This is a genomic window from Actinopolyspora mzabensis (assembly GCF_900101095.1).
GTDB classification, from domain to species: domain Bacteria; phylum Actinomycetota; class Actinomycetes; order Mycobacteriales; family Pseudonocardiaceae; genus Actinopolyspora; species Actinopolyspora mzabensis.
Map to the genome: position 1 here is coordinate 417,369 of NZ_FNFM01000001.1, position 19,460 is coordinate 436,828.

Below are 19,460 nucleotides of genomic sequence, written 5' to 3' on the forward strand. Positions count from 1 at the left end.
CGAGGTGCCATTCCAACGGGGCAGGGTGCCATTCCAACGGGACGGGGTGCCGAGGCACTGGACGGTTAGCCCACCAAACGAGCACGATTCGTGGGGGATTCCTACCCGGTGGGGCCGGCGCGTGGGGAGTCCGATTCCTCGGCCCGCTCGTAGGTGTCCCGCTGTTCCGGCACGTCCGGTGGTGAGTTCGCTTCGCCACCGCTGGTTCGAACGGACACACCACCTCCGGTGTCGTCCGGCAGCTCGTACCACTCCTCGGCCGTGGAACGGCGCCGTTCGGTCTCTCCGCCGTCCTCGGCCCTGGAATGGTCGTTGCCCGAGGTGTCCATCGCCTCGGGGGCCGCTTCTGCGGCACCGTCCTGCGTGCGGTCCACGAAGCGCAACAGCTCGACCGGGAACGGCAGTACGAGGGTGGAGTTCTTCTCGGCGGCCACCTCGACCACGGTTTCCAGCAGCCGCAGCTGCAGCGCGGCCGGGGTCTGCCCCATCACCGCGGCGGCCTCCGAAAGCTTGCGGGAGGCCTGGAACTCGCCGTCGGCGGAGATGATCCGGGAACGGCGTTCCCGCTCCGCCTCGGCCTGTCGCGCGATCGAGCGTTTCATCGCCTCGGGCAGGGAGACATCCTTGATCTCGACCCTGTCGATGTGCACGCCCCAGTTCAGCGCCGGGCTGTCGATCATGACTTCCAGCCCCTGATTGAGCTTCTCCCGGTCCGACAGCAGGTCGTCGAGATCGCTCTTGCCGATGATCGAGCGGAGCGAGGCCTGGGCCACCTGGCCCATGGCGAACAGGTAGTCCTCCACGTTGATGACTGCCCTGGCGGGGTCGGTGACGTTGAAGTAGACCACCGCGTCCACCTTCACCGTCACGTTGTCCCTGGTTATCCCCTCCTGGCCCGGTACGGGCATCGTGATGATCTGCATGTTGACCTTGCGCAGCCGATCGACCCCGGGAACGATCGCCGTCAGTCCCGGAGGTCTGACGGTGCGCTGCAGCCGTCCGAAGCGCAGTACCACACCGCGTTCGTACTGCCTGATGATCCGCACGCTGGAAGCCGCGAGGATCGCGAGAACGACCAGCACGCCGACGAGTATTTCGATGATCATTTCCGGCTCCCGTAGCGGCGAGATTCCGGCCCGGCCCCTCCGCCGCTCGGCGGAACCGGGAGAGCACACCGACGACTCGTGTGCGCCACCGCCGTGCGGGCGCGGTACGGGTCGCTTGCCCAGGATGTTACTCCGCTCACGGTTTTCGGGGGACCGCGAACTCCGCCGGGAGCGGCAGCGGGTTGAGCGGAGCGCCCGTCCCTCGTTCCGGGGACATCATCCCGGGTTCACGCGGAGTGCATAAGCTCGGTGGCATGACGATCGACGGTCAGCGACACCACGGCCCGGAAGGCAACGGAGCACACCACCCGGAGAGCGACGAACAGCAACCGGTGGGAGAGGTCCTCGGCGGTGACGGTGAGTATCCGAACGGGAACGAGCACCCCCACGAGAAGCAGCGCGGCCCCGTGGTGCTGCGCCGCTCCAGGATGGGCGAACCGACGACCACCGACCAACGGCTGCTCGATTCCCGGGGACCCGCGGACTGGGTGCACACCGATCCCTGGCGGGTGATGCGGATCCAGGCCGAGTTCGTCGAGGGATTCGGCGCGCTGGCCGAGGTGCCCCGTGCCACCACCGTGTTCGGCTCGGCCCGCACCCCACGGGAGCACGAGGAGTACCAGGAGGGCGTGCGGCTGGGCTCGGCCCTGGCAGGGACCGGTTCCGCCGTGATCACCGGTGGCGGACCCGGCACCATGGAGGCGGTCAACCGGGGAGCCTCCGAGGCGGGCGGCCTGTCCATCGGGCTGGGGATCGAGCTCCCCTTCGAGCAGGGATTGAACCCGTGGGTCGACCTCGGGGTGAACTTCCGGTACTTCTTCACGCGCAAGACGATGTTCGTCAAGTACGCCCAGGCGTTCGTGTGCCTGCCCGGTGGATTCGGGACCATGGACGAGCTGTTCGAGTCGCTGACCCTGGTGCAGACGAAGAAGGTCACCAAGTTCCCCGTGGTGATGTTCGGCCGTTCCTACTGGCGTGGGCTCTACGAGTGGATCCGCGACACCATGCACTCCAACGGTAAGATCGGCGATCAGGAACTGGGGCTGCTCCACCTGACCGATGACGTCGACGACGCGGTGCGGGTGGTGGAGGAGGCGTACGCCGCCTGGGACGCGGCCCACTGACAGCCGACAGGTTTCGCAGCCGGAGGCAGCATGACACAGCGCGTCGAGGAACAGGGGACGGCCGGGCAGGTCACCGTGTGCGTCTACTGCGCCTCGCGTCCCGTCCCGGAACGCTACGTACGCCTCGCCGGAGAGGTGGGCGCCGGGATCGCCGAACGTGGCTGGAGACTGGTTTCCGGCGGCGGCCGAGTGTCCATGATGGGCGAAGTCGCCCGCGCCGCCCGCGCGGACGGGGCGCGCACCGTCGGCGTCATTCCCCGCGAGCTGGTCGACCGCGAGGTCGCCGACACCGAGGCGGACGAGCTGCTGGTGGTCGACACGATGCGGGAACGCAAGGGACTCATGGACGCGCACGCCACGGCCTTTCTCGCATTACCCGGCGGTATCGGTACCTGCGAGGAACTGTTCGAGGTGTGGACCTCGCGCTACATCGGCATGCACACCAAACCCGTGGTGCTGCTGGACCCGGACGGGCACTATCGCGGCCTGCTGGACTGGACCCGTGAACTCGTGGATTCCGGCTTCGCCTCGCGGGAGTCGTTGGATGCGCTGACCGTGGCCGAGGACGTGACGACGGCGCTGCGGGCGTGTGAGCGGGAGGGGTGACATGGATTTCCGGAGCGCGTGAACGAGCTCCGGAACCACCCTCAACTCGTACGGGTCTGCCGCGACGGAACAGCGTCAGAACAGGTTGCCGAGCAGCCCCGCGATCGAGGCCACCGAGCCGGCCGTTCCCAGTCCCTCCAGCAAGGGGCGCAACCTGGACCACTTCTTTCTGACCCGCTCCCCGTCCGGCGAGTTCTCCTCCAGCAGTTCGGCCATCTCACTGGCCTGGTCGTACGCACGAGCGCTGTCGACGTCGTCCTCCGGGCGCTTCGACAGCGAATCCACCAGTTCCGCGACGAGCCCGCGCAGCCGGTCGAGCTCCTCGTCGTTTCCCGCGCCCTGGTTGACGTAGGCGGTACCGCCGGCTCCGAAGTTCTGCGGTCCGGAGAAGGAGTTCCCGTGGAAGTTGAACGTGTGTCCGCTCTCGCTCATCTGCTCTCCTCAGAAGTCGTAACAGCATTCGCTTGCTCGGCCGGCTGGTGGTGGTCGGCCGGCCGTGAGTCGGCGCCTCGGGAGCCTCGGGCCGTTCTCGAGTAGTGCCCCGCGCGGCGAGCGGCCCGGCTTCGCAAAGCGTCCGAGTCACGCATCGGAGCCACTCGGCCCGCGTGGGCCGAGCATCGCGGCGAAGCGAACCCTTGTCATGAGTGCTTACCGGGTCCGCCGGAGGCGCTGCCGCGCGAGGGCGCCATGAGGGCCGTGCCGTGCTCGCCGAAGTTCTGGGGCCCGAGAAACCGCGAATCGTTGAAGTTGTTGCTGGTGTTGTTGATGATCTGCGTGCTGTGCTGTTCCAGCCCCTCGGTGTCGAAACCGCGCTCGGCCAGGTGATTGCGCACCGCGGAGAGGGTGCGTTCCTCCAGCAGCGTCATGTGGCGTTGACCGTCCAGGTCCTGGAACTCGTTGGCGCAGTGCTCGTCGGCGACCAGCTCACGGATGCTCCGCACGCTCCGGCCGTCGCCGGAAACGGGGTCTCGGACGAATGACCTGAACAGCGTGTTCCACCGCCACGAGAGGCTGCCCAGCAGTTGGAAGAACTCCAGCAGCGTCGCCGAGAAGACCCTCTCCCCGGAGAGCTCCGCTGCGCCGTCCAGCCGGTACCGCGTCGCCATCGGGTACAGGCAGTAGGCGTTCCACTCCAGATAGAGCGTCCGGTTGTCGCACCCGATGTTGAACATGGTGGAGACAAGCTGCTCGGAGTTCCAGCTCGCCACCGAGCTGCGCTGGAAGTGCCGCACCCATTCGAGGTCCTCGTCGATCAGCCGGTTGGTCGTCTCCGCATCGGTCCGCTCCACCAGCAGGCCGGTCTCGTTCGACAGCAGGGCCCGGGCCGTGCTCGTGTTGCGGTTCTCCCGCAGAGCCCCCGCGTTGACGACCAACAGCGGGCTCACGGTCAGCCCGCGCAGCCTCCTGCCCGGCGCGAGCAGGTCGGAGTCCCACATGGATTGCAGTTCTCCGGTGACCGCGCTGTAGAGCTCCCTGGGGCGCAGCACCGGTGGATCCTCGTCCCGTGCCCTGGCCTGCAGCACGAGCGGAAGCGTCCAGGCGTTGACCCGCTCGCCGTAGCCGACGAAGGCGTCCCAGCCCGAGTGCGCCAGCACCGTGCTCTCGTCACCGCGCCGGGAGACAGCCGTCAGCAGGTCGCCGTAGCGGTTGCGGACGCCGTTGAGCAGCGAGTCGGCGATTCCGCCGACCAGCGAATTGCTCTTCGCCCGGCCGCCGTCCTCGGCGATCAGATACCTGGTGACCCACTTGTCCAGCAGCAGCACCGTGAAGATCGCCGCGGCGCAGAGCAGGAACAGCAGTACGGGAATTAGCAGGACCAGTCCGTTCGGCGAACTCGGTGTGTCCACGCTGCCGTAGTAGGAGGTGCTACCCGCGGAGGCCACCAGGGTGGAGAGCCACGAGGTGAAAGACAGTGCGAAGAGTGCTCCGCAGCAGAAGACCAACGTCGTCAGCAGTCCGAGCGGATGGAGCTCGTCCTCGTCGGTCCGTCCTTTTCGGACCAAACCGAGCCGTTGCTGCCGCATTCCGAAGGTCAGTGACCAGAACAACCACAGCAGGGCTGAGCCCAGCAGGAACACCATCGTGTAGGGAAGGATCGTCAGCCCGGTCAGCACCACCAGTACCAAAAGCAGGGGGTCGCGCAAGCGGCGTTTCCGGCGCGCCGCGAGGGCCTGGGTCAGCACGTTCACCGCGTCGATTCCCTGGGCGGGCGGCAACGCGTCGGCCGGGGCGCGCGTGTAGTTGTCGATGATGCGCTCGGCCAGCTCCGGTTTGAGGTGTACGGCGGTCACGAGGTGGCCGTTCACTCCCCGGTGAGACGTCCCCTCCGACCACTCGTCCGGGTACTCGGCGGTCTCCGGTGGATTCGGTTGCATCGAACACCTCGTCGCACGGTGTCATCGGTCTCGAGGCGAGATCTTCCACAACCCGGTTTCCGGTTGGGCGGAATCGTGTGGAACTCACTCGAAAGGAGGAAGTCATTGGTCGAATGCCGCCGTTGGCCATGGTTCGGACGGCGTCATGCATGTAGTCGGATCGACGGTCCCAGGGTGAACGGGACCTAAGTCTCTTGCGGGAAATGCGGTGACAGTGTCCACCCGGGAACGTAGAGTGGCTACCCGTGAAAGCTGATGCCCTCCGCGGTCATTTGGACGGACTGCTGCTGGCCACACTGGACGGCAAACGGCTGCACGGCTACGCGATCATCGAGGCACTGCAACAGCGCAGTGGTGGCGCCGTCTCGTTGCCCACCGGGACCGTGTACCCGGCGCTGCGGCGCCTCGAACGATCTGGTTACGTGCGCAGTGAGTGGAGTACTGTCGGTGGCAGACAGCGGCGGACGTACAGCCTGACCCCGTCCGGGATGCGGACGCTCAACGACGAACGGCGGGCCTGGCGCGAGTTCACGGCGGCCATCGACGGTGTGCTGGGTGCGCCCGCCGCCTCGGTCCGATAGCGCCGCGCGGGAAGTCACGTGCCACGATCTGTGCTGTGGCAAGTGCACTCATCTACGTCGTGATCGTGCTCGCGGTGGCGGCGGTGGTCTATCTGCTGGCCGTGCTCGTGTTCGGACGCGGTGAGGAACTGGAACCGTTGCCTCCGGGGGCCACACCGACCCGGTTACCGCCCCCGCCGGTAACGGGGCAGGACGTGCGGTCGCTGCGTTTCCAGCAGGTCTTCCGCGGCTACAAGGCTTCCGAGGTCGACTGGGCGTTGGAGCGGTTGGCCGACGAACTGGACGACACGCGGCAGCGCGTCGCGGTACTCGAACAGTCACTCCGCGAGGTCGAGACCCGCGCGCCGCGTGACGGAGGCTCCGAACGGTCACCCGGCGAAGCGGAGCGAGTCACCGGCGAAACGGGCCGAGCCACCGGCGAAGCGGGCCGGCCGTTTCCGGGAGAGGATCGGCCCCGAGGTGAAGCGGCCCCGCCGCGCCGGGTAGAGAGCTTGCCCCACGGCGGCGAGGAGCGGAGCGACGACCGCGCAGGGGCGAGCCACGAACGGGAGGAGCAGTCGGAGGATCCGGACGAGGCCGATCGATCGGACCGCGGCGACGACTCCGCCGAGCGGGATTGAGACCGGCGGAATCGGGAATCCGATGCGGCACGCGACCAGCACACTCGTGGCCGGTGGGCCGGGAAGGTGACAACCATGATCGAACGTGAGCTGAGGTCCGCGATATCGGTCCCCCACGCACCCGAGGTGGTCTGGGCCGCGGTGAGCGACTGGTCCAGGCAGGGCGAGTGGATGCTGGGGACCCGCGTGTGGATCGCGGAAGGCGCCGGGAACCGACCCGGTTCGGAACTGGCGGCCTTCACCGGGATCGGTTCGCTGGGGGTGCTCGACACGATGCGTATCGAGGTCTGGCAACCACCCGAGAAGTGCTCCGTCCGCCACACCGGGGCGCTGGTGCGAGGCACCGGTGGTTTCGTGGTGGAACCCGACGGTGCGGGTGGCAGCCGGTTGCTCTGGTGGGAACGCTTCGAACTCCCCACCGTGTTCGCGCTCGGCTGGCCGCTGGCCGCGCCCGCTGTCGAGTGGGGGCTGCGCCGATCACTGCGCGCCTTCGCCGCGTTCTGCCGGAACTACCGGACCGAGCGGGGAGAGCAGTGAGCGCGATCGTCGGCGAGGACGGCAAACCGCGTTGTTCGTGGGGCGCGGACCCGCCGGACTACCGGGAGTACCACGACACCGAGTGGGGCAAGCCCGTGCACGGGCAGCGCGCGTTGTTCGAGCGACTTTGTCTGGAGTCCTTCCAGTCCGGGCTTTCCTGGCTGACCATTCTGCGGAAACGTCCGGCCTTTCGGGCGGCCTTCGCGGATTTCGATCCCCGGCGGGTCGCCGAGTTCGACGATCGAGACCGGCAGCGACTGCTTTCCGACCGGGGGATCGTGCGGAATCGGGCCAAGGTCGACGCCGCCATCGGCAATGCCCGTGCCGTGCTCGAACTGGATCGACCGCTGGAGGAGCTGCTCTGGTCCTTCGCCCCGGAGCCGGGCACGAGGACCCGCCCGGCCACCACGGCGGAGGTGCCTGCCAAGACCCCGGAGTCCGCCGCGATGGCCACTCACCTGCGTGGCCGCGGTTTTCGGTTTCTGGGCCCCGTCACCTGCTACGCGTTGATGCAGGCGACCGGAATGATCGACGATCACGTCGCCGGGTGCTGGCTCGCCCGGTGAGCACCACGTGGCTCTCGGCGCGTGCGTACGGCGTCCGGTGGCCGCGAGAGCGTGCTCGCGCGGCCCCGAGGGAGACGTCGCCCGGTCGCTCACTGACCGGTGAACTCCGGGGAACGTTTCGCCACGAAGGCGTCCACGGCCTCCCGGTGGTCCCGGGTGCCGCCGCACTGGTTCTGCGCGCCCGCCTCCACGGCGAGAGTCTCGTCCAGCCCTTCGGCGGCCGCCGCCAGCATCGTCTCCTTGATCCTGGCGTAGGCGCTGGTGGGCCCGGTGGCCATACGCCCCGCCAGTTCCATGGCGTTGTCCGTCGCCTCGTCGCGGGGGACGACACGGTTGACCATGCCCATCCGCTCCGCCGCCTCGGCGGTCACGGCCTCTCCCAACAGCAGCAGTTCCATCGCGCGTCCGTAGCCGATGAGCCGGGGGAGGGTCCAGGAGGCGCCCGAGTCGGTGGAGAGTCCCACGTCGGCGAACGACATCACGAACTTGGCGTTCTCCGCCGCGATGCGAAGGTCGCAGGCATAGGCGATCGAGGCGCCCGCTCCGGCCGCGACACCGTTCACCGCCGCGATCACCGGTTTGGGCAGCGTGGTTATCGCCCGGATCAGCGGGTTGTAGTGCTCCTCCACGGTGTGCATCGGAGTGCTGTCGCCGGAGTCCAGTTGGCTGACGTGTTCCTTGAGGTCCTGACCGGCGCAGAACGCCTTGCCCGCGCCGGTGATTACCACGGCCCGGACCGAGTTGTCGGCGGCCGCCGCGCGGAAGGCTTCGATCAACCGTTCCTTGAGTTCCACGGTGAGCGAGTTGTACGAGTCGGGCCGATTGAGTGTGATTCGGCGCACGCCATCGATGTTTTCGGTCAGCAGTACCTCGGTCACGCCACATCTCCCTCGTCGTCGGCGTGGACGGTGGCCCGTCCCCGGTTCGTTGTGATACTCACCACGGTCGAGTCGTTCGCCTCCTGCTCCACAGTAGACCTCGTTCCGCTCGGTGAGTAGCCGTGTGTGCCCGCCCGACCCCGTCGTCTCGGCAGTGCGCAGCGCGGGAACACGAGCGGTGAGTCGTGGTTGTGGTGGGATGTCCGCTGTGGGCACCGGCTCTCGTGGATGTGGCCGACCGGTTCGACGACGCGCCCGAAAGGTCTTCGACTCGCCGATCGGCGGGACAGGATGATGGAGTTCGCAGCCTGGACGCATTGTTCGAGCAGCGCAGCACGGACGGAAGTTGATCGGTTCGGTTTCGCGGGTGCGTCCGGATGGGGGAGAATGTAGGGCAAAGGCTGGTCCGGTGACCAGTCGGTGGGATGAGTTCACGGAGGGAGCACGCTATGGCGGCCATGAAGCCCCGGACCGGTGACGGTCCCCTCGAGGTGACCAAGGAGGGACGCGGAGTAGTGATGCGCATCCCGCTCGAGGGTGGTGGGCGTCTTGTCGTCGAAATGACGATGGAGGAGGCCACGAATCTGAGCGAGGCTCTAAACTCGGTCACCGGTTGAGGCCGCCGTGAGGTGACCGGCGAGCGTCCGCTCGCCCCGCCATGCGAGCGATCCCGGCGCCGGCGGGTGCCGGGGTCACTTTTCGGCGCGTCGCTACGGACCCGTGCGATCACCGGTGACGGTCTCGACCGAGTGATCGTTTTTGGTCCTACGACAGTACGAACCAACCGAACAACCAGGTCAGGAAGGTGCCGCAGTGCCCGGTTCCGCTCCCGCGGCTTCGAACCCGGAAGCCGTTCTTCCCGTGATTCCGACCGCTTTGGTCGAGGTCGACGTCGTCGAACGATGGGGTGAGGGAATCCCGGCCGCGGTACCGGTGGCCGAAATCGACGGCGAACCGGATCTGGACACCGCCGCCGAGAACCTCGGGGTGGACACCGCGAGCCTGCGAGCGCTGGACGTCAGCGGCAAGGCTGGCGAAGTCCGCGCGGTTCCGCTCTCCGAGGGGCGACTCGGCTGGGCGGTGGGAGTCGGTGACGGTGAGCCGTTCCGCTGGCGCACCGCCGGTGGTGAACTGGCCAGGGCGATTCGCGCCCGGATCGGTGACACCGGTGGTGAGGGAGCCGATCCTCGCGATCTGGGCGAGGCGCTGGACGTGGAGTACGTGCAGTTCCGGTTGCCCGCCGCGGCCACTCCGGAGCTGGTCAGCGCCCTCACGCTGGGTGTGGCACTGGGGGAGTACCACTTCAGGGTGAGCGCGCGTCCGACACCGCCTCGGGTGCGCAAGGTCCTGCTGGTGGCTCAGCCGGGGGAGGACGTCACCCGGCTGCGCGAGACCGCCCGACGGGCCAGGGAGTGGGCCTCGGCGACCTCGGTCGCACGCGATCTCGCCAACGCTCCTTCCAACATCAAGAGCCCGGCGTGGCTGGCCGAGACCGCCGCCGCCATGACCGGCTCCGTAACCGGACTCAACGCCACGGTGCGGGACGAGAAGTGGCTGTCGGGGCAGGGATTCGGCGGCGTGCTCGCGGTCGGCGGAGGATCTTCCAGGCCGCCGCGGCTTCTCGAGCTCACCTGGCAGGGCTCCGGTGGCGACGATTCCGGCGTCGGACACGTCGTGCTGGTGGGTAAAGGGATCACTTTCGACACCGGCGGTGTCTCGTTGAAGCCCGCCGAGGGCATGGAAATGATGCGCACCGACATGGCGGGTGGCGGCGCCGTGATCGGCGCCATGCTGGCCATAGCCAGGTTGGAACTTCCCTTCCGGGTGACCGCGTTGGTTCCGATGGCCGAGAACCACATCTCCGGATCCGCCTACCGCCCCGGTGACGTGGTGCGTCACTACGACGGGACCACGACCGAGGTGGCCAACACCGACGCCGAGGGGCGCATGGTGATGGCCGACGCGCTCGGCTATGCCGTTCACCACCACCAGCCCGATCTGATCGTGGACGTCGCCACGCTGACCGGTGCGATGAAGGTCGCGCTCGGGCTGCGGACCGGGGGTGTGTTCAGCAACGACGAGAAGCTCGGTGAGCGGGTGCGCGACGCCGGGCGGCGCGCCGGTGAGAACTGGTGGCCCATGCCGCTGTCCGAGGACCACGCCACCGACGTCCGCGGTACGACGGCCGACGTCAAGCAGGCCGCACAGGGCCCTGGTGCGCTGATGGCGGCACTGTTCCTCCGCGAGTTCACCGGCGGGTCGCCGTGGGCACACCTCGACATCGCCGGTCCGGCCCGTGCCGACAAGCCCTACGACGAGGTGGTGGCGGGGGCCACCGGGTTCGCCGCCCGCACCCTCGTCGAGTTCGTGGCCGGGTTGGGTGACTAGGTCGTCCGCTCGACCCACGTAGCTGGTTGAAGTGACGGAACCTCTCGCACGGCTCTCGCTCCGGGAGGCCCGAGATCGGGTAGGTACTACACTACGTCGGGCCTTCCTCGCGAGAGCCGCACGGGAGAACCCGCGGCGGTGCCGACTGCGTAGGTGGTGGGAGTTCGGCCTTCGGTAACGCTGCCGGCGCGGCGATTTCGCGAGGAATTGACGCCGCGACTCGACACCGCGCTCGGTGCTCGTTCGGGGCGCGGGACTGCTCCGGTGTCAGGTGGCGTAACCGCTCGCTCAGGTGGCGTCGGAGTCGAACGGCGGGCGTTCGCCCGGATCCAGCGGCTGCTCCCGCCGGAACGACGGAGGCGGGGAGTCCGATCTCGGTTTGTGGCCGTTCGTGCCCGAACCCCGGTCGTTGCTGAACCCGTCCAACGGGTTCTCGTCGTCGAACAGGTGCTTGCTCACCGTCCGCTTGGGGTCGAAATTGCGGATGCCGCGCAGATCCTCCAACGGCTTGCGCAGATCGTCGAACTCCGGCCCCAGCTCGGAACGCAGTTGGTCCCGTGCTCCGGTGGCGTACTCGCGGACCTGACGAACCGTCTTTCCCAGCCAGGCCGCCGCGGAAGGCAGCCGTTCGGGTCCGAGGATGAACAGACCGGCGACGATGAGAACCAGGATCTCACCCCAGCCGATGCTATCGAACACCTCGACTCCTTCCGGGGCGTCGCGTCGGTGCCCGCACCGTCGGGCGTGCGGGAACCGCTGTCCGGACTCAGCCTATCCAAACTCGGCGTGCTATTGGAGGGTCACGTCCAGGACGAGTTCATTGCCGTCGCGAACCACGGTCACCGGAACGACCGCGCCCACGTCGTGCTCGTCCACCGCGACCTGCAGCTCGTCGGCCCCGGTGATCTCACGGTCGTCCACCTTGGTGATCACGTCGCCCTCGACGACTCCGGCCTTTTCGGCGGCGCTGCCCTGCTTCACGTTCTGGACCTGGGCGCCGTCGGCGAGGCCGTCGGTGACCGATTTGGTGTTCACCCCGAGCTCGGCGTGCCGTACCTCACCGGTGCGGATGAGCTGCTGGGCTATCCGGCGGACCTTGTCGATGGGTATCGCGAACCCGAGACCGATCGATCCGCTGCTGCCGCCCGTGCCCAACGTCCTGATGGCCGTGTTGATGCCCACCACGGCTCCGTTGCCCGACACCAAAGCCCCACCCGAGTTGCCCGGGTTCACGGCCGCGTCGGTCTGAATGGCATCGATCACGGCGTTGGTGTCGGTGCCCTCACCGGCGAGGCGCATCGGCCGGTCGAGCGAACTGACGATGCCACTGGTAACAGTGTTGTCCAGGCCCAACGGAGAACCGATGGCCAGCACCCTGTCTCCGACACGCAGATCCTCCGAGGAGCCCAGCTGCGCCACGGTGGGATTGCTGACCTCAACCTTGAGTACGGCGAGGTCGGTCTGCGGATCGCGTCCGACGATTCGAGCGGATGTCCGGGTGCCGTCCGAGAAAACCGTGAAAATCTTCGCGTTCGGCGTGTCCGCGGCCATCGAGACCACGTGATTGTTCGTGACGACGTAGCCGTTGCCGTCGATCACGACACCCGAGCCGGTGCCCCCCTCGGAACCTATTCGGACCTCGACCGAGACCACGGCGGGCACCACGCGAGAGGCGACTCCCGAGACCGCACCCGCGGGGCGGTCGTTGCCCGGCTCCACACTGGCCAGTGTCACGTCCGGATTGGTGAGTGGATTGCCCTCCTCGGCGGTGATCCGACCCACGAATCCCCCGGCCGCTCCGAGCAGCAACACCACGAGCCCGAGGGTGAGCAGGGAACGGGGACGAACCCTGCGTCCGAACAGCACTTCGCGGGCACTGAGCAGTGGGCCCTCCCCGGAGCTCGCCCCCGACTCCGTGCGGTTCTCCTCCAGGGCGGGACCACCGAGCACCGCTCCGGCGGTGGGATCGCGCCAGGGGTCCCGCTCGCCCTGCTCGTTCCAGAAGACCGGTTCGTCGTCGCCGGCCTCACCCTGCTGCCGCGCTTCCGTTTCCCCCGGTGCGCGTTGTAATGGTTCCGAGGCGCCCGCTGGACGGCCGAACGCGTGGGCAAGTGATTCCGGGGTGAGGGGAGCATGATTCACCCGAGGAGTGCTGTCGATTCCCCGATTGTCGAAGCTACCCCGAACTCCCTCGGGTCTGCCGAAGACGGCGGCTTCGGGCGGATGCTCGTCGGAGCCGTTTCCGGGGGAGGAATGTCCCGACGCTGTGTCGCTCGTCGGTTCATCGCGCTCGACGCCCGCAGCGGGTCCATCCGTGCCCGAATGCTCCCCCGGGGCGCCTTGTCGTCCCGGATCCCCCTGATGCGCGGATGTCCTCGGCTGCTCGCTCATCGCTCCCCGGTTTTACGCATGTGTCGGTTCGGCCGGCTGCCCTGAGTGCATCACACGAAGGAGACATCGCGCTCACCGGAGTGGGATAGCCGTTCGGCGAATCCTCCGGCCGTCTCCCGCGCTCGACACTTCGGCGCACGTGCCATGTTGCCCGACTGGGAGTGAATTCCCCGTTGGCTCTTCCGCGCCGGAACTCGGCGCGTGGCGGTCACGAAGCCGGGTCGGGAGCGGAACTACCGGTCGGCGCGTGCGGTCGCACGGAGACACTGGTGGCGGGGGTCGTCGTCGCCTCGACCGTGGGAACAGTGGCGGCGGTGCTCGGTTCGTTCTCGCTCGGCGTGGTCGAGCTGCCCGCCTCCTCGACGGCTCCGCCCTGCGGCAGCGGATCGGGCACCGTGTTCACCGTGTTACGTGCTCCGTCCGTCGGGGTGTTCATGAATGCCAGCGCCCCCAGCACGAGTCCGGAGAACACCACACCGGCACTCTGTTTGGCGCGACGTCCGCCGAGCCTCGCCTGCTGCGTTCGCGTGCCGATCGGGAGCGAGCCGCCTTCGGAGACGGAGCCGAATCGGCCCGAACCTTTTCCCAACGGGGTACTCGTCCCCAACGGCGTGGATTTCGAGTCGCCCGGGCGCCGGTTGAGCGTGACGAGTTGGCCGTCCTCGCTCAGCGCCAGATTGTCCGGCTGCTCGGGTAGTTCGGCGGTCGTGGGGATGGACTGCAGCGTCTGCAGCAGTTGCGGGGAGATCGAAGGTGTCGACGCGGTTCGTACGGCCGAGCGTGCCTGCCGCTGGGCGTCCGCCTCGGTGGCACAACTCGGGCAGGTGGCCAGATGCGCGGCGGCACGGTCGTGCGCCCCCGGGCTGAGCTCGCCGTCCACGAAAGCCACCAGCGCGTCCAGCGCCAGGTGCTGCTCAGGCATTCCCCACCCTCGAAAACCGGTCATGCTGTTTCCTCCCGAGTGAGCTCACGGCGAGCTTCCAGGGCCGACTTCAGCAACTGCCGCCCGCGGTGGATGCGGCTGCGTACGGTGCCCAGCTTGACGCCCAGCGTGGCACCGATCTCCTCGTAGGAGAGCCCCTCGACGTCGCACAGCACGATCGCCGCACGGAACTCCGGAGAGAGCTCCTCCAAAGCAGCCTGCAGGTCCGGATCCAGATGGGTGTCCTGGAAAACCTGTTCCGGACTCGGGCCCCGCCCCGGGATGCGATCGGTGTCCTCCGGCAGTCCCTCCATGCGTAGCCTGGAGCGCCTGCGTGCCATGTCCAGGAAGAGGTTGGTCGTTATGCGGTGCAACCACCCCTCGAAGGTGCCGGGGCGGTACGACGCCAGCGACCGGAAGACCCGGATGAAGGTCTCCTGGGTGAGATCCTCCGCGTCGTGCTTGTTGCCGGAGAGCCGGAATGCCAACCGGTACACGCGGTCCGCGTGTTCCCGGACCACTTCCTCCCACGAAGGAGGCGTCCAGTTGGCGGCGGTCTCCTCGGGGGAAACCACGGGTTGTTCGCCGTGCTCTTCCGAATCCACCGGCCGGGGGGCCGTGGCTCCGCTCCCGGAACGCGCGGTTCCCGTGGTGTTCGGTGGAATCGGGCTCGGTGCTGCCGTGTGGGTGGCCATGTGGCGAGAAGGCACCTCCTGCGGGCGGTTGCGCCCGGTAGAACGATCGCCTCGGCCGGTTTGTTCCCGCCACCGCGGCCTCGTGGAGACGTAGCGGCGATGCGTCGCAAATCCTGCCGACTGTCACCCTCCGAGTGTGCTTCCCGGGGATTAGGTGACCGTGATAAGAGCCTGAGAGGCTCCTGAGAACTTGTTCTCACCCATCGGCCCGTCTCCCGGCGAACCCCGAGGTTCCGCCGCGAACGCTCCGCTCCTCCGGACTCGTGCTCCGCGCGTAACCGATCTCCGCCGAACTCGTTTCGCCCTGTTGTGAGTCGGATTCGGAAATTCGTGTGGTGGGAGCTGCCGGAGCGGTGCGCGCGTGAACTCCCGGAGTGTTTCCCGACGGTGGGCAGAGGTTACGCGATCGTTGTACCCCACCTCGCCGAGTAGCCACTCCCACAACGATAACCTGTGCAATTGTGCAACCCGAGATTTCCTCCTCCGTGCCGATGGGTAGTGGTCCTCCGCCACCCCGCGACCGCGGCGGGGGCATCCCCGGCCGCACCCGGAACTCGACTCGCGCTCCCGTGCAGTTGGTCGGGGAGCCCCCGATGACCGACGGGATCGTGGAGGAACGGTTCGGCTCGCCCGAGGCGATGTTGCGTTTCCTGGCATCGGCGTTGCGAGCCAGGGCGGTGGTGGAGGTCGGCGGTTCGTCGTCCACGGCGCTCGCCCTGTGCGAGGGAATGATCCCGGAAGGCACCCTGACGTGTATCACACTCGACACGGAGGCGCAGCGGGCGACCCGCGAGGCGGTCGCCGAGGCGGGACTGCCGGGCAACAGGCTTCGAATGATCACCGGTGTGGGGGCCGAGGTGCTGCCCAGGCTGGCCGAGGACGCCTACGATCTGGTGCACATCGTGGTCGGAAACTCAGCCATGGCGGAGCTGTTGGAACTGGCCGCGCCGCTGCTGCGCCCCGGCGCGACGTTGATCCTCAACGGGGCGTTTCGACACGCCGCTGATGACAGGGTGTTCTACCCCGACGGCGGTCCGCAGATGCCCCGCGACATCCTGAACGCCATTCACGCCGATCCGAGACTGGTTCCGGTGGCCCTGCCCATCGGCAGTGGGTTGCTGGCCATCGCCCGCACCTGATGTTGGATCGCTCGGGTGCCGGTTGCGTAGGTGGTTGTGTAGCCGGCACGTGAGTCGGCGCCTTGGGAGTGTCGGGCTGGCTCTTGAGTAGCGACCTACGCGGCGGGCGGCCCGGCCTCGCAATGCATCCGACTCACGCACCGGGGACGATCCCGCTGCCTCGTTCACGACCGCTTCTCCACGGCGGTCTCCGAGCACCGCGATCTCGCGAGAAATTGACGGGCCATCGACGCAGGCCGAACCCCGACCACTTACGCAGTCGGCACCGCTGCGGGTTCTCGCGTGCGACTCTCGCGAGGACGGCCCCGACGTGGGGTAGGTCGCGCTACCCGATGTCGGGGCACCCGCAGCGAGAGCCGTGCGAGAGGTTCCGCCACCAAACCAGCCACGCAAACCGGCCGAACTCCCGCTGTCTCACGCGGGGGAGACGGAGAGCAACTGCCCCGCCAGCCCGCGCGCCCTGGTCGACAGCTTCTTGGCCACGTCGGCCAGCACCTGGCTCGCGGGCGACTCCGGATCCTCCAGCACCAGTGGGGATCCGCTGTCCCCGGCCTCGCGGAGTCGGGTGTCCAGCGGTACCTGCCCGAGCAGCGGGACCTCCGAACCGACGGAACGGGTCAGCGAGTCCGAGACGATCTGGCCGCCGCCGGTGCCGAAGACCTCCACCCGCTGGCCGTCGGGCAGCTCCATCCACGACATGTTCTCCACGACGCCGGCGATGCGCTGTCGGGTCTGCATCGCGATGGCGCCCGCACGCTCGGCCACCTCGGCGGCGGCCTGCTGCGGTGTGGTGACGACCAGGATCTCCGCGTTCGGGATCAGCTGGGCGGTGGACAGCGCGACGTCGCCGGTGCCGGGGGGCAGGTCCAGCAGCAGTACGTCCAGATCTCCCCAGAAGACGTCCGAGAGGAACTGTTGCAACGCGCGGTGCAGCATCGGACCACGCCAGACCACCGGCGTGTTTCCCGGCGTGAACATGCCGATCGAGATCAGCTTGACCCCGTGCGCCTGCGGCGGCATGATCATGTTCTCGACCTGGGTGGGCTTGCTCTCGGTCCCCAGCATTCGCGGCACCGAGTGGCCGTAGATGTCGGCGTCGACGACACCGACGGACAGGCCGCGCTCGGCCATCGACGCCGCGAGGTTGACGGTCACGCTGGATTTGCCGACGCCGCCCTTGCCGGAGGCGACACAGTAAACCCGAGTGAGCGAGCCCGGTTCGGCGAAGGGGATGCGGGGTTCCTCGGAGTCACCGCGCAGCTGCTTACGCAGTTCGGTGCGCTGTTCGTCACTCATCACGTCGAGTTCCACCTCGACGGAGCTGACTCCGGTGACCTCGGACACGGCTGAGTCGACCCGTTGGGTGATGGTCTCCCGCATCGGACAGCCCTGCACCGTCAGGTACACGCCGACCTTGACGTCACCCTCGGATCCGATGGCCACGTCCTTGACCATGCCGAGTTCGGTGATCGGCTTGTGGATCTCCGGGTCCTCCACCTTGGTGAGGGCCTGCCGCACCGTTTCCTCGGTGGGAGTGGGCTGCGTAGTGGTCACGGTTACGCGACACCGACCTTTCCTGAGCTGGTGTGCCGACACTTATGTTACGGACGAGTACCCGACGATTCACAGCCCGACCGGCAATCGCCCCGTTCACCCCTGTTCCACGGCCCCGGAGCTGTTGGCTACCTCACCCCGTGCGCCGCTTCGTCGCCGCCTGCTTTCCGGGCTCTCCGTCCCGGGGAGGTCGTCACGCAACCGATCCAGTTCGCCGCGCAGGTAGTCCCGCGTGGCGACCTCGCCGACAGCCAGTCGAAGGGCGGCCAGCTCCCGAGCGAGGTACTCGGTGTCGGCCTTGGTCCGTTCGGCCCGCGCGCGGTCCTCCTCGAGTGACACCCGATCCCGGTCGTCCTGCCGGTTCTGCGCCAGCAGGATCAACGGTGCGGCGTAGGCGGCCTGGGTGGAGAAAGCCAGGTTGAGCAGGATGAACGGGTAGGGGTCCCAGGCCAATCGTACCGCCACGAGGTTGATCGTGATCCAGCTGATGACGAGCACGGTCTGCCAGAACAGGAACTTGCCGGTGCCGAGGAACCGTGCGATCCGTTCGGAGAACTTGCCGAACAGCTCCGGGTCGACCTCGAAGGCGGGGCGGTGGCGTCTGCGTGGCTGGTCGAGCCGTCTGCGTGGGAAGAGTTCAGGCATGCTCACCGTCCGTATCCGGCTCGAAGTCGGGGGTCCCGGCGTCGGGAAGGCCTCCCTCGCGCCAGTTCTCCGGGAGCAGGTGGTCCAGCACGTCGTCGACGGTGACGGCGCCGAGCAGATGTTCCTGGTCGTCCAGCACCGGTCCGCAGACGAGGTTGTAGGCGGCGAAGTACCGGGTGATCTCGGCCAGTTTGGCTCCGCTCGGCAGGCTGGCGAGATCGGTGTCCACCGCTCCCGCGACGAGGTTGGACGGGGGCTCGCGCAGCAGCCGCTGGATGTGGACGCAGCCGAGATACGGGCCCGTCGGGGTCTCCGAGGGCGGGCGGCAGACGAAGACCATGCTCGCCAGCGCGACCGGCAGTTCCACGTTGCGCACGCGGGCGAGGGCCTCCGCGACGGTGGCGTCCGGTGCCAGCACCACCGGCTCGGAGGTCATCAGACCGCCGGCGGTGTCGGCCGAGTACGCCAACAGCCGTTTGACGGGTTCGGATTCCTCGGGGGCCATCAGGTTGAGCAGTCGTTCCTTGTCCGGTTCGGTCAGCTCGGCCAGCAGGTCGGCGGCGTCGTCCGGGTTCATCGCCTCGAGCAGGTCGGCCACCCGGTCCTCGTCGAGGTGCGCCACCAGGTCCTTCTGGTCCTCCTCGGGGAGTTCCTCGACGACGTCGGCCAACCGCTCGTCGTCCAGCGCCTCCGCTACCTCGTACCGCCGTTTCTCCGGCAGGTCGTGCAGCGCGCTGGCCACGTCGACCGCGCGCATCTCGTCTAGGACGCTGAGCAGCTCGTTGACCTCCTGCGGCTGCTCCGTCAGCTGAGCCGTGGCCGGTCCGGCAACCTGGTCCCAGGCCAGCACCTGGATCGGCCCCTTCCGCCCCAGTGGCCCGCTGCGCACCTGCACGGCCACCTTGCCGAGCTGCCACTCCCGGTTGCGCTGCTGTTCCAGCGCCGCGTCGACGAGCACGGCCGACCTGCCCGAGGGGAGCAGCGTCACCCGCGCATCCAGCAGCTGGCCGAGCACCAGTACCTCGTTCGGACGCTGGTGGAAGCGGCGCATGTTCACGCTGCCGGTGGAAAGCAGCACCGCATTCGACTCGATGCCGGTGACCCGCAGCATCGGGACGAAGATACGGCGGTGGGTGGCGACCTCGACCACGATCCCCAGTACGCGTGGGGGGTGCCGGTCCCTGCGCAGCCCCGCCACCACGTCGCGCACCTTGCCGATGGACTGCCCGTCGGGTCCGAAGACGACAAGGCCGGACATGCGCGCCGCGAATACTCTGCTGCTGCCAGCCACGCCGATCAGGCTAGTTGTTCCGACCGGGCTGAGCAGCGGCGA

General features: G+C 68.1%; 19 protein-coding genes and 1 pseudogene. 9 read left to right on the forward strand and 11 right to left on the reverse strand.

Annotated features, from left to right (window positions below):
• Positions 1 to 101: 101 nt before the first annotated feature.
• Complete coding sequence (locus BLR41_RS01870; protein WP_245693714.1) at positions 102 to 1,106, reverse strand: slipin family protein; 1,005 nt, start codon at positions 1,104 to 1,106, stop codon at positions 102 to 104.
• A 254-nt stretch (positions 1,107 to 1,360) separates the two neighbouring features.
• Between BLR41_RS01870 and BLR41_RS01875 the strand changes: the two genes are divergently transcribed.
• Entirely contained in the window at positions 1,361 to 2,230 is an 870-nt protein-coding gene (locus BLR41_RS01875) for an LOG family protein (RefSeq protein ID WP_092625729.1), read from the forward strand.
• A gap of 30 nt (positions 2,231 to 2,260) precedes the next feature.
• Positions 2,261 to 2,836 carry an LOG family protein gene (locus tag BLR41_RS01880; protein ID WP_092625731.1) on the forward strand — a complete coding sequence of 192 codons (576 nt, stop codon included), beginning with the start codon at positions 2,261 to 2,263 and terminating at the stop codon, positions 2,834 to 2,836.
• Positions 2,837 to 2,911: 75 nt separating this feature from the next.
• Here BLR41_RS01880 and BLR41_RS01885 read toward each other — a convergent pair whose 3' ends face one another.
• On the reverse strand, positions 2,912 to 3,268 hold the full coding sequence (locus BLR41_RS01885; protein ID WP_092625733.1) for a hypothetical protein: 357 nt from the start codon (positions 3,266 to 3,268) through the stop codon (positions 2,912 to 2,914).
• 206 nt (positions 3,269 to 3,474) lie between these two features.
• On the reverse strand, positions 3,475 to 5,211 hold the full coding sequence (locus tag BLR41_RS01890) for a hypothetical protein (protein WP_245693716.1): 1,737 nt from the start codon (positions 5,209 to 5,211) through the stop codon (positions 3,475 to 3,477).
• A gap of 245 nt (positions 5,212 to 5,456) precedes the next feature.
• Here BLR41_RS01890 and BLR41_RS01895 point away from each other — a divergent pair, with 245 nt between their 5' ends.
• The 4 genes and pseudogenes from BLR41_RS01895 (at position 5,457) to BLR41_RS01910 (ending at position 7,515) form a co-directional block, all read left to right on the forward strand.
• The gene (locus BLR41_RS01895) at positions 5,457 to 5,792 is read left to right on the forward strand and encodes a PadR family transcriptional regulator (RefSeq protein WP_092625735.1); all 336 of its coding nucleotides are present in this window, start codon (positions 5,457 to 5,459) and stop codon (positions 5,790 to 5,792) included.
• Between the two features lie 35 nt (positions 5,793 to 5,827).
• Positions 5,828 to 6,157: pseudogene (locus tag BLR41_RS23765) on the forward strand (DivIVA domain-containing protein); the annotation flags it as partial.
• Positions 6,158 to 6,487: 330 nt separating this feature from the next.
• Positions 6,488 to 6,949 (forward strand): SRPBCC family protein, encoded by a 462-nt coding sequence (locus BLR41_RS01905; protein WP_092625737.1) that lies wholly within the window; start codon positions 6,488 to 6,490, stop codon positions 6,947 to 6,949.
• A gap of 5 nt (positions 6,950 to 6,954) precedes the next feature.
• A complete protein-coding gene (locus tag BLR41_RS01910; RefSeq protein WP_245693752.1) occupies positions 6,955 to 7,515 on the forward strand; it encodes a DNA-3-methyladenine glycosylase I in 561 nt (186 codons plus the stop codon).
• Positions 7,516 to 7,604: 89 nt separating this feature from the next.
• Here BLR41_RS01910 and BLR41_RS01915 read toward each other — a convergent pair whose 3' ends face one another.
• Positions 7,605 to 8,393: an enoyl-CoA hydratase-related protein gene (locus BLR41_RS01915; RefSeq protein WP_092625741.1), complete on the reverse strand. Its 789-nt coding sequence runs from the start codon at positions 8,391 to 8,393 to the stop codon at positions 7,605 to 7,607.
• A 449-nt stretch (positions 8,394 to 8,842) separates the two neighbouring features.
• Here BLR41_RS01915 and BLR41_RS01920 point away from each other — a divergent pair, with 449 nt between their 5' ends.
• The gene (locus BLR41_RS01920) at positions 8,843 to 9,010 is read left to right on the forward strand and encodes a DUF3117 domain-containing protein (protein WP_019853228.1); all 168 of its coding nucleotides are present in this window, start codon (positions 8,843 to 8,845) and stop codon (positions 9,008 to 9,010) included.
• A gap of 196 nt (positions 9,011 to 9,206) precedes the next feature.
• Positions 9,207 to 10,781, forward strand: coding sequence for a leucyl aminopeptidase (locus BLR41_RS01925; protein ID WP_092625743.1), 1,575 nt, complete (start codon positions 9,207 to 9,209; stop codon positions 10,779 to 10,781).
• A 288-nt stretch (positions 10,782 to 11,069) separates the two neighbouring features.
• Here the strand turns inward: BLR41_RS01925 and tatB are convergent, their stop codons facing one another.
• The 4 genes from tatB to sigE form a co-directional block, all read right to left on the reverse strand.
• Positions 11,070 to 11,480 (reverse strand): Sec-independent protein translocase protein TatB, encoded by a 411-nt coding sequence (gene tatB, locus BLR41_RS01930; protein ID WP_092625745.1) that lies wholly within the window; start codon positions 11,478 to 11,480, stop codon positions 11,070 to 11,072.
• 90 nt (positions 11,481 to 11,570) lie between these two features.
• On the reverse strand, positions 11,571 to 12,923 hold the full coding sequence (locus BLR41_RS01935) for a S1C family serine protease (RefSeq protein WP_245693720.1): 1,353 nt from the start codon (positions 12,921 to 12,923) through the stop codon (positions 11,571 to 11,573).
• A 457-nt stretch (positions 12,924 to 13,380) separates the two neighbouring features.
• Complete coding sequence (locus tag BLR41_RS01940; RefSeq protein WP_092625748.1) at positions 13,381 to 14,094, reverse strand: anti-sigma factor family protein; 714 nt, start codon at positions 14,092 to 14,094, stop codon at positions 13,381 to 13,383.
• 20 nt (positions 14,095 to 14,114) lie between these two features.
• Positions 14,115 to 14,789 (reverse strand): RNA polymerase sigma factor SigE, encoded by a 675-nt coding sequence (sigE, locus tag BLR41_RS01945; protein WP_218119851.1) that lies wholly within the window; start codon positions 14,787 to 14,789, stop codon positions 14,115 to 14,117.
• Between the two features lie 593 nt (positions 14,790 to 15,382).
• Here sigE and BLR41_RS01950 point away from each other — a divergent pair.
• Positions 15,383 to 15,928: an O-methyltransferase gene (locus BLR41_RS01950; RefSeq protein ID WP_092626061.1), complete on the forward strand. Its 546-nt coding sequence runs from the start codon at positions 15,383 to 15,385 to the stop codon at positions 15,926 to 15,928.
• A 414-nt stretch (positions 15,929 to 16,342) separates the two neighbouring features.
• Here BLR41_RS01950 and BLR41_RS01955 read toward each other — a convergent pair whose 3' ends face one another.
• The 3 genes from BLR41_RS01955 to BLR41_RS01965 all read right to left on the reverse strand — a co-directional run bounded on the left by BLR41_RS01955 (position 16,343) and on the right by BLR41_RS01965 (position 19,418).
• Positions 16,343 to 17,482 carry an Mrp/NBP35 family ATP-binding protein gene (locus BLR41_RS01955; RefSeq protein ID WP_092625750.1) on the reverse strand — a complete coding sequence of 380 codons (1,140 nt, stop codon included), beginning with the start codon at positions 17,480 to 17,482 and terminating at the stop codon, positions 16,343 to 16,345.
• 96 nt (positions 17,483 to 17,578) lie between these two features.
• Positions 17,579 to 18,127 carry a DUF1003 domain-containing protein gene (locus tag BLR41_RS01960; protein WP_092625752.1) on the reverse strand — a complete coding sequence of 183 codons (549 nt, stop codon included), beginning with the start codon at positions 18,125 to 18,127 and terminating at the stop codon, positions 17,579 to 17,581.
• Entirely contained in the window at positions 18,120 to 19,418 is a 1,299-nt protein-coding gene (locus BLR41_RS01965) for a magnesium transporter MgtE N-terminal domain-containing protein (RefSeq protein ID WP_176797766.1), read from the reverse strand. Before BLR41_RS01965 ends, BLR41_RS01960 begins: the two co-directional genes overlap by 8 nt.
• Positions 19,419 to 19,460 lie beyond the last annotated feature (42 nt).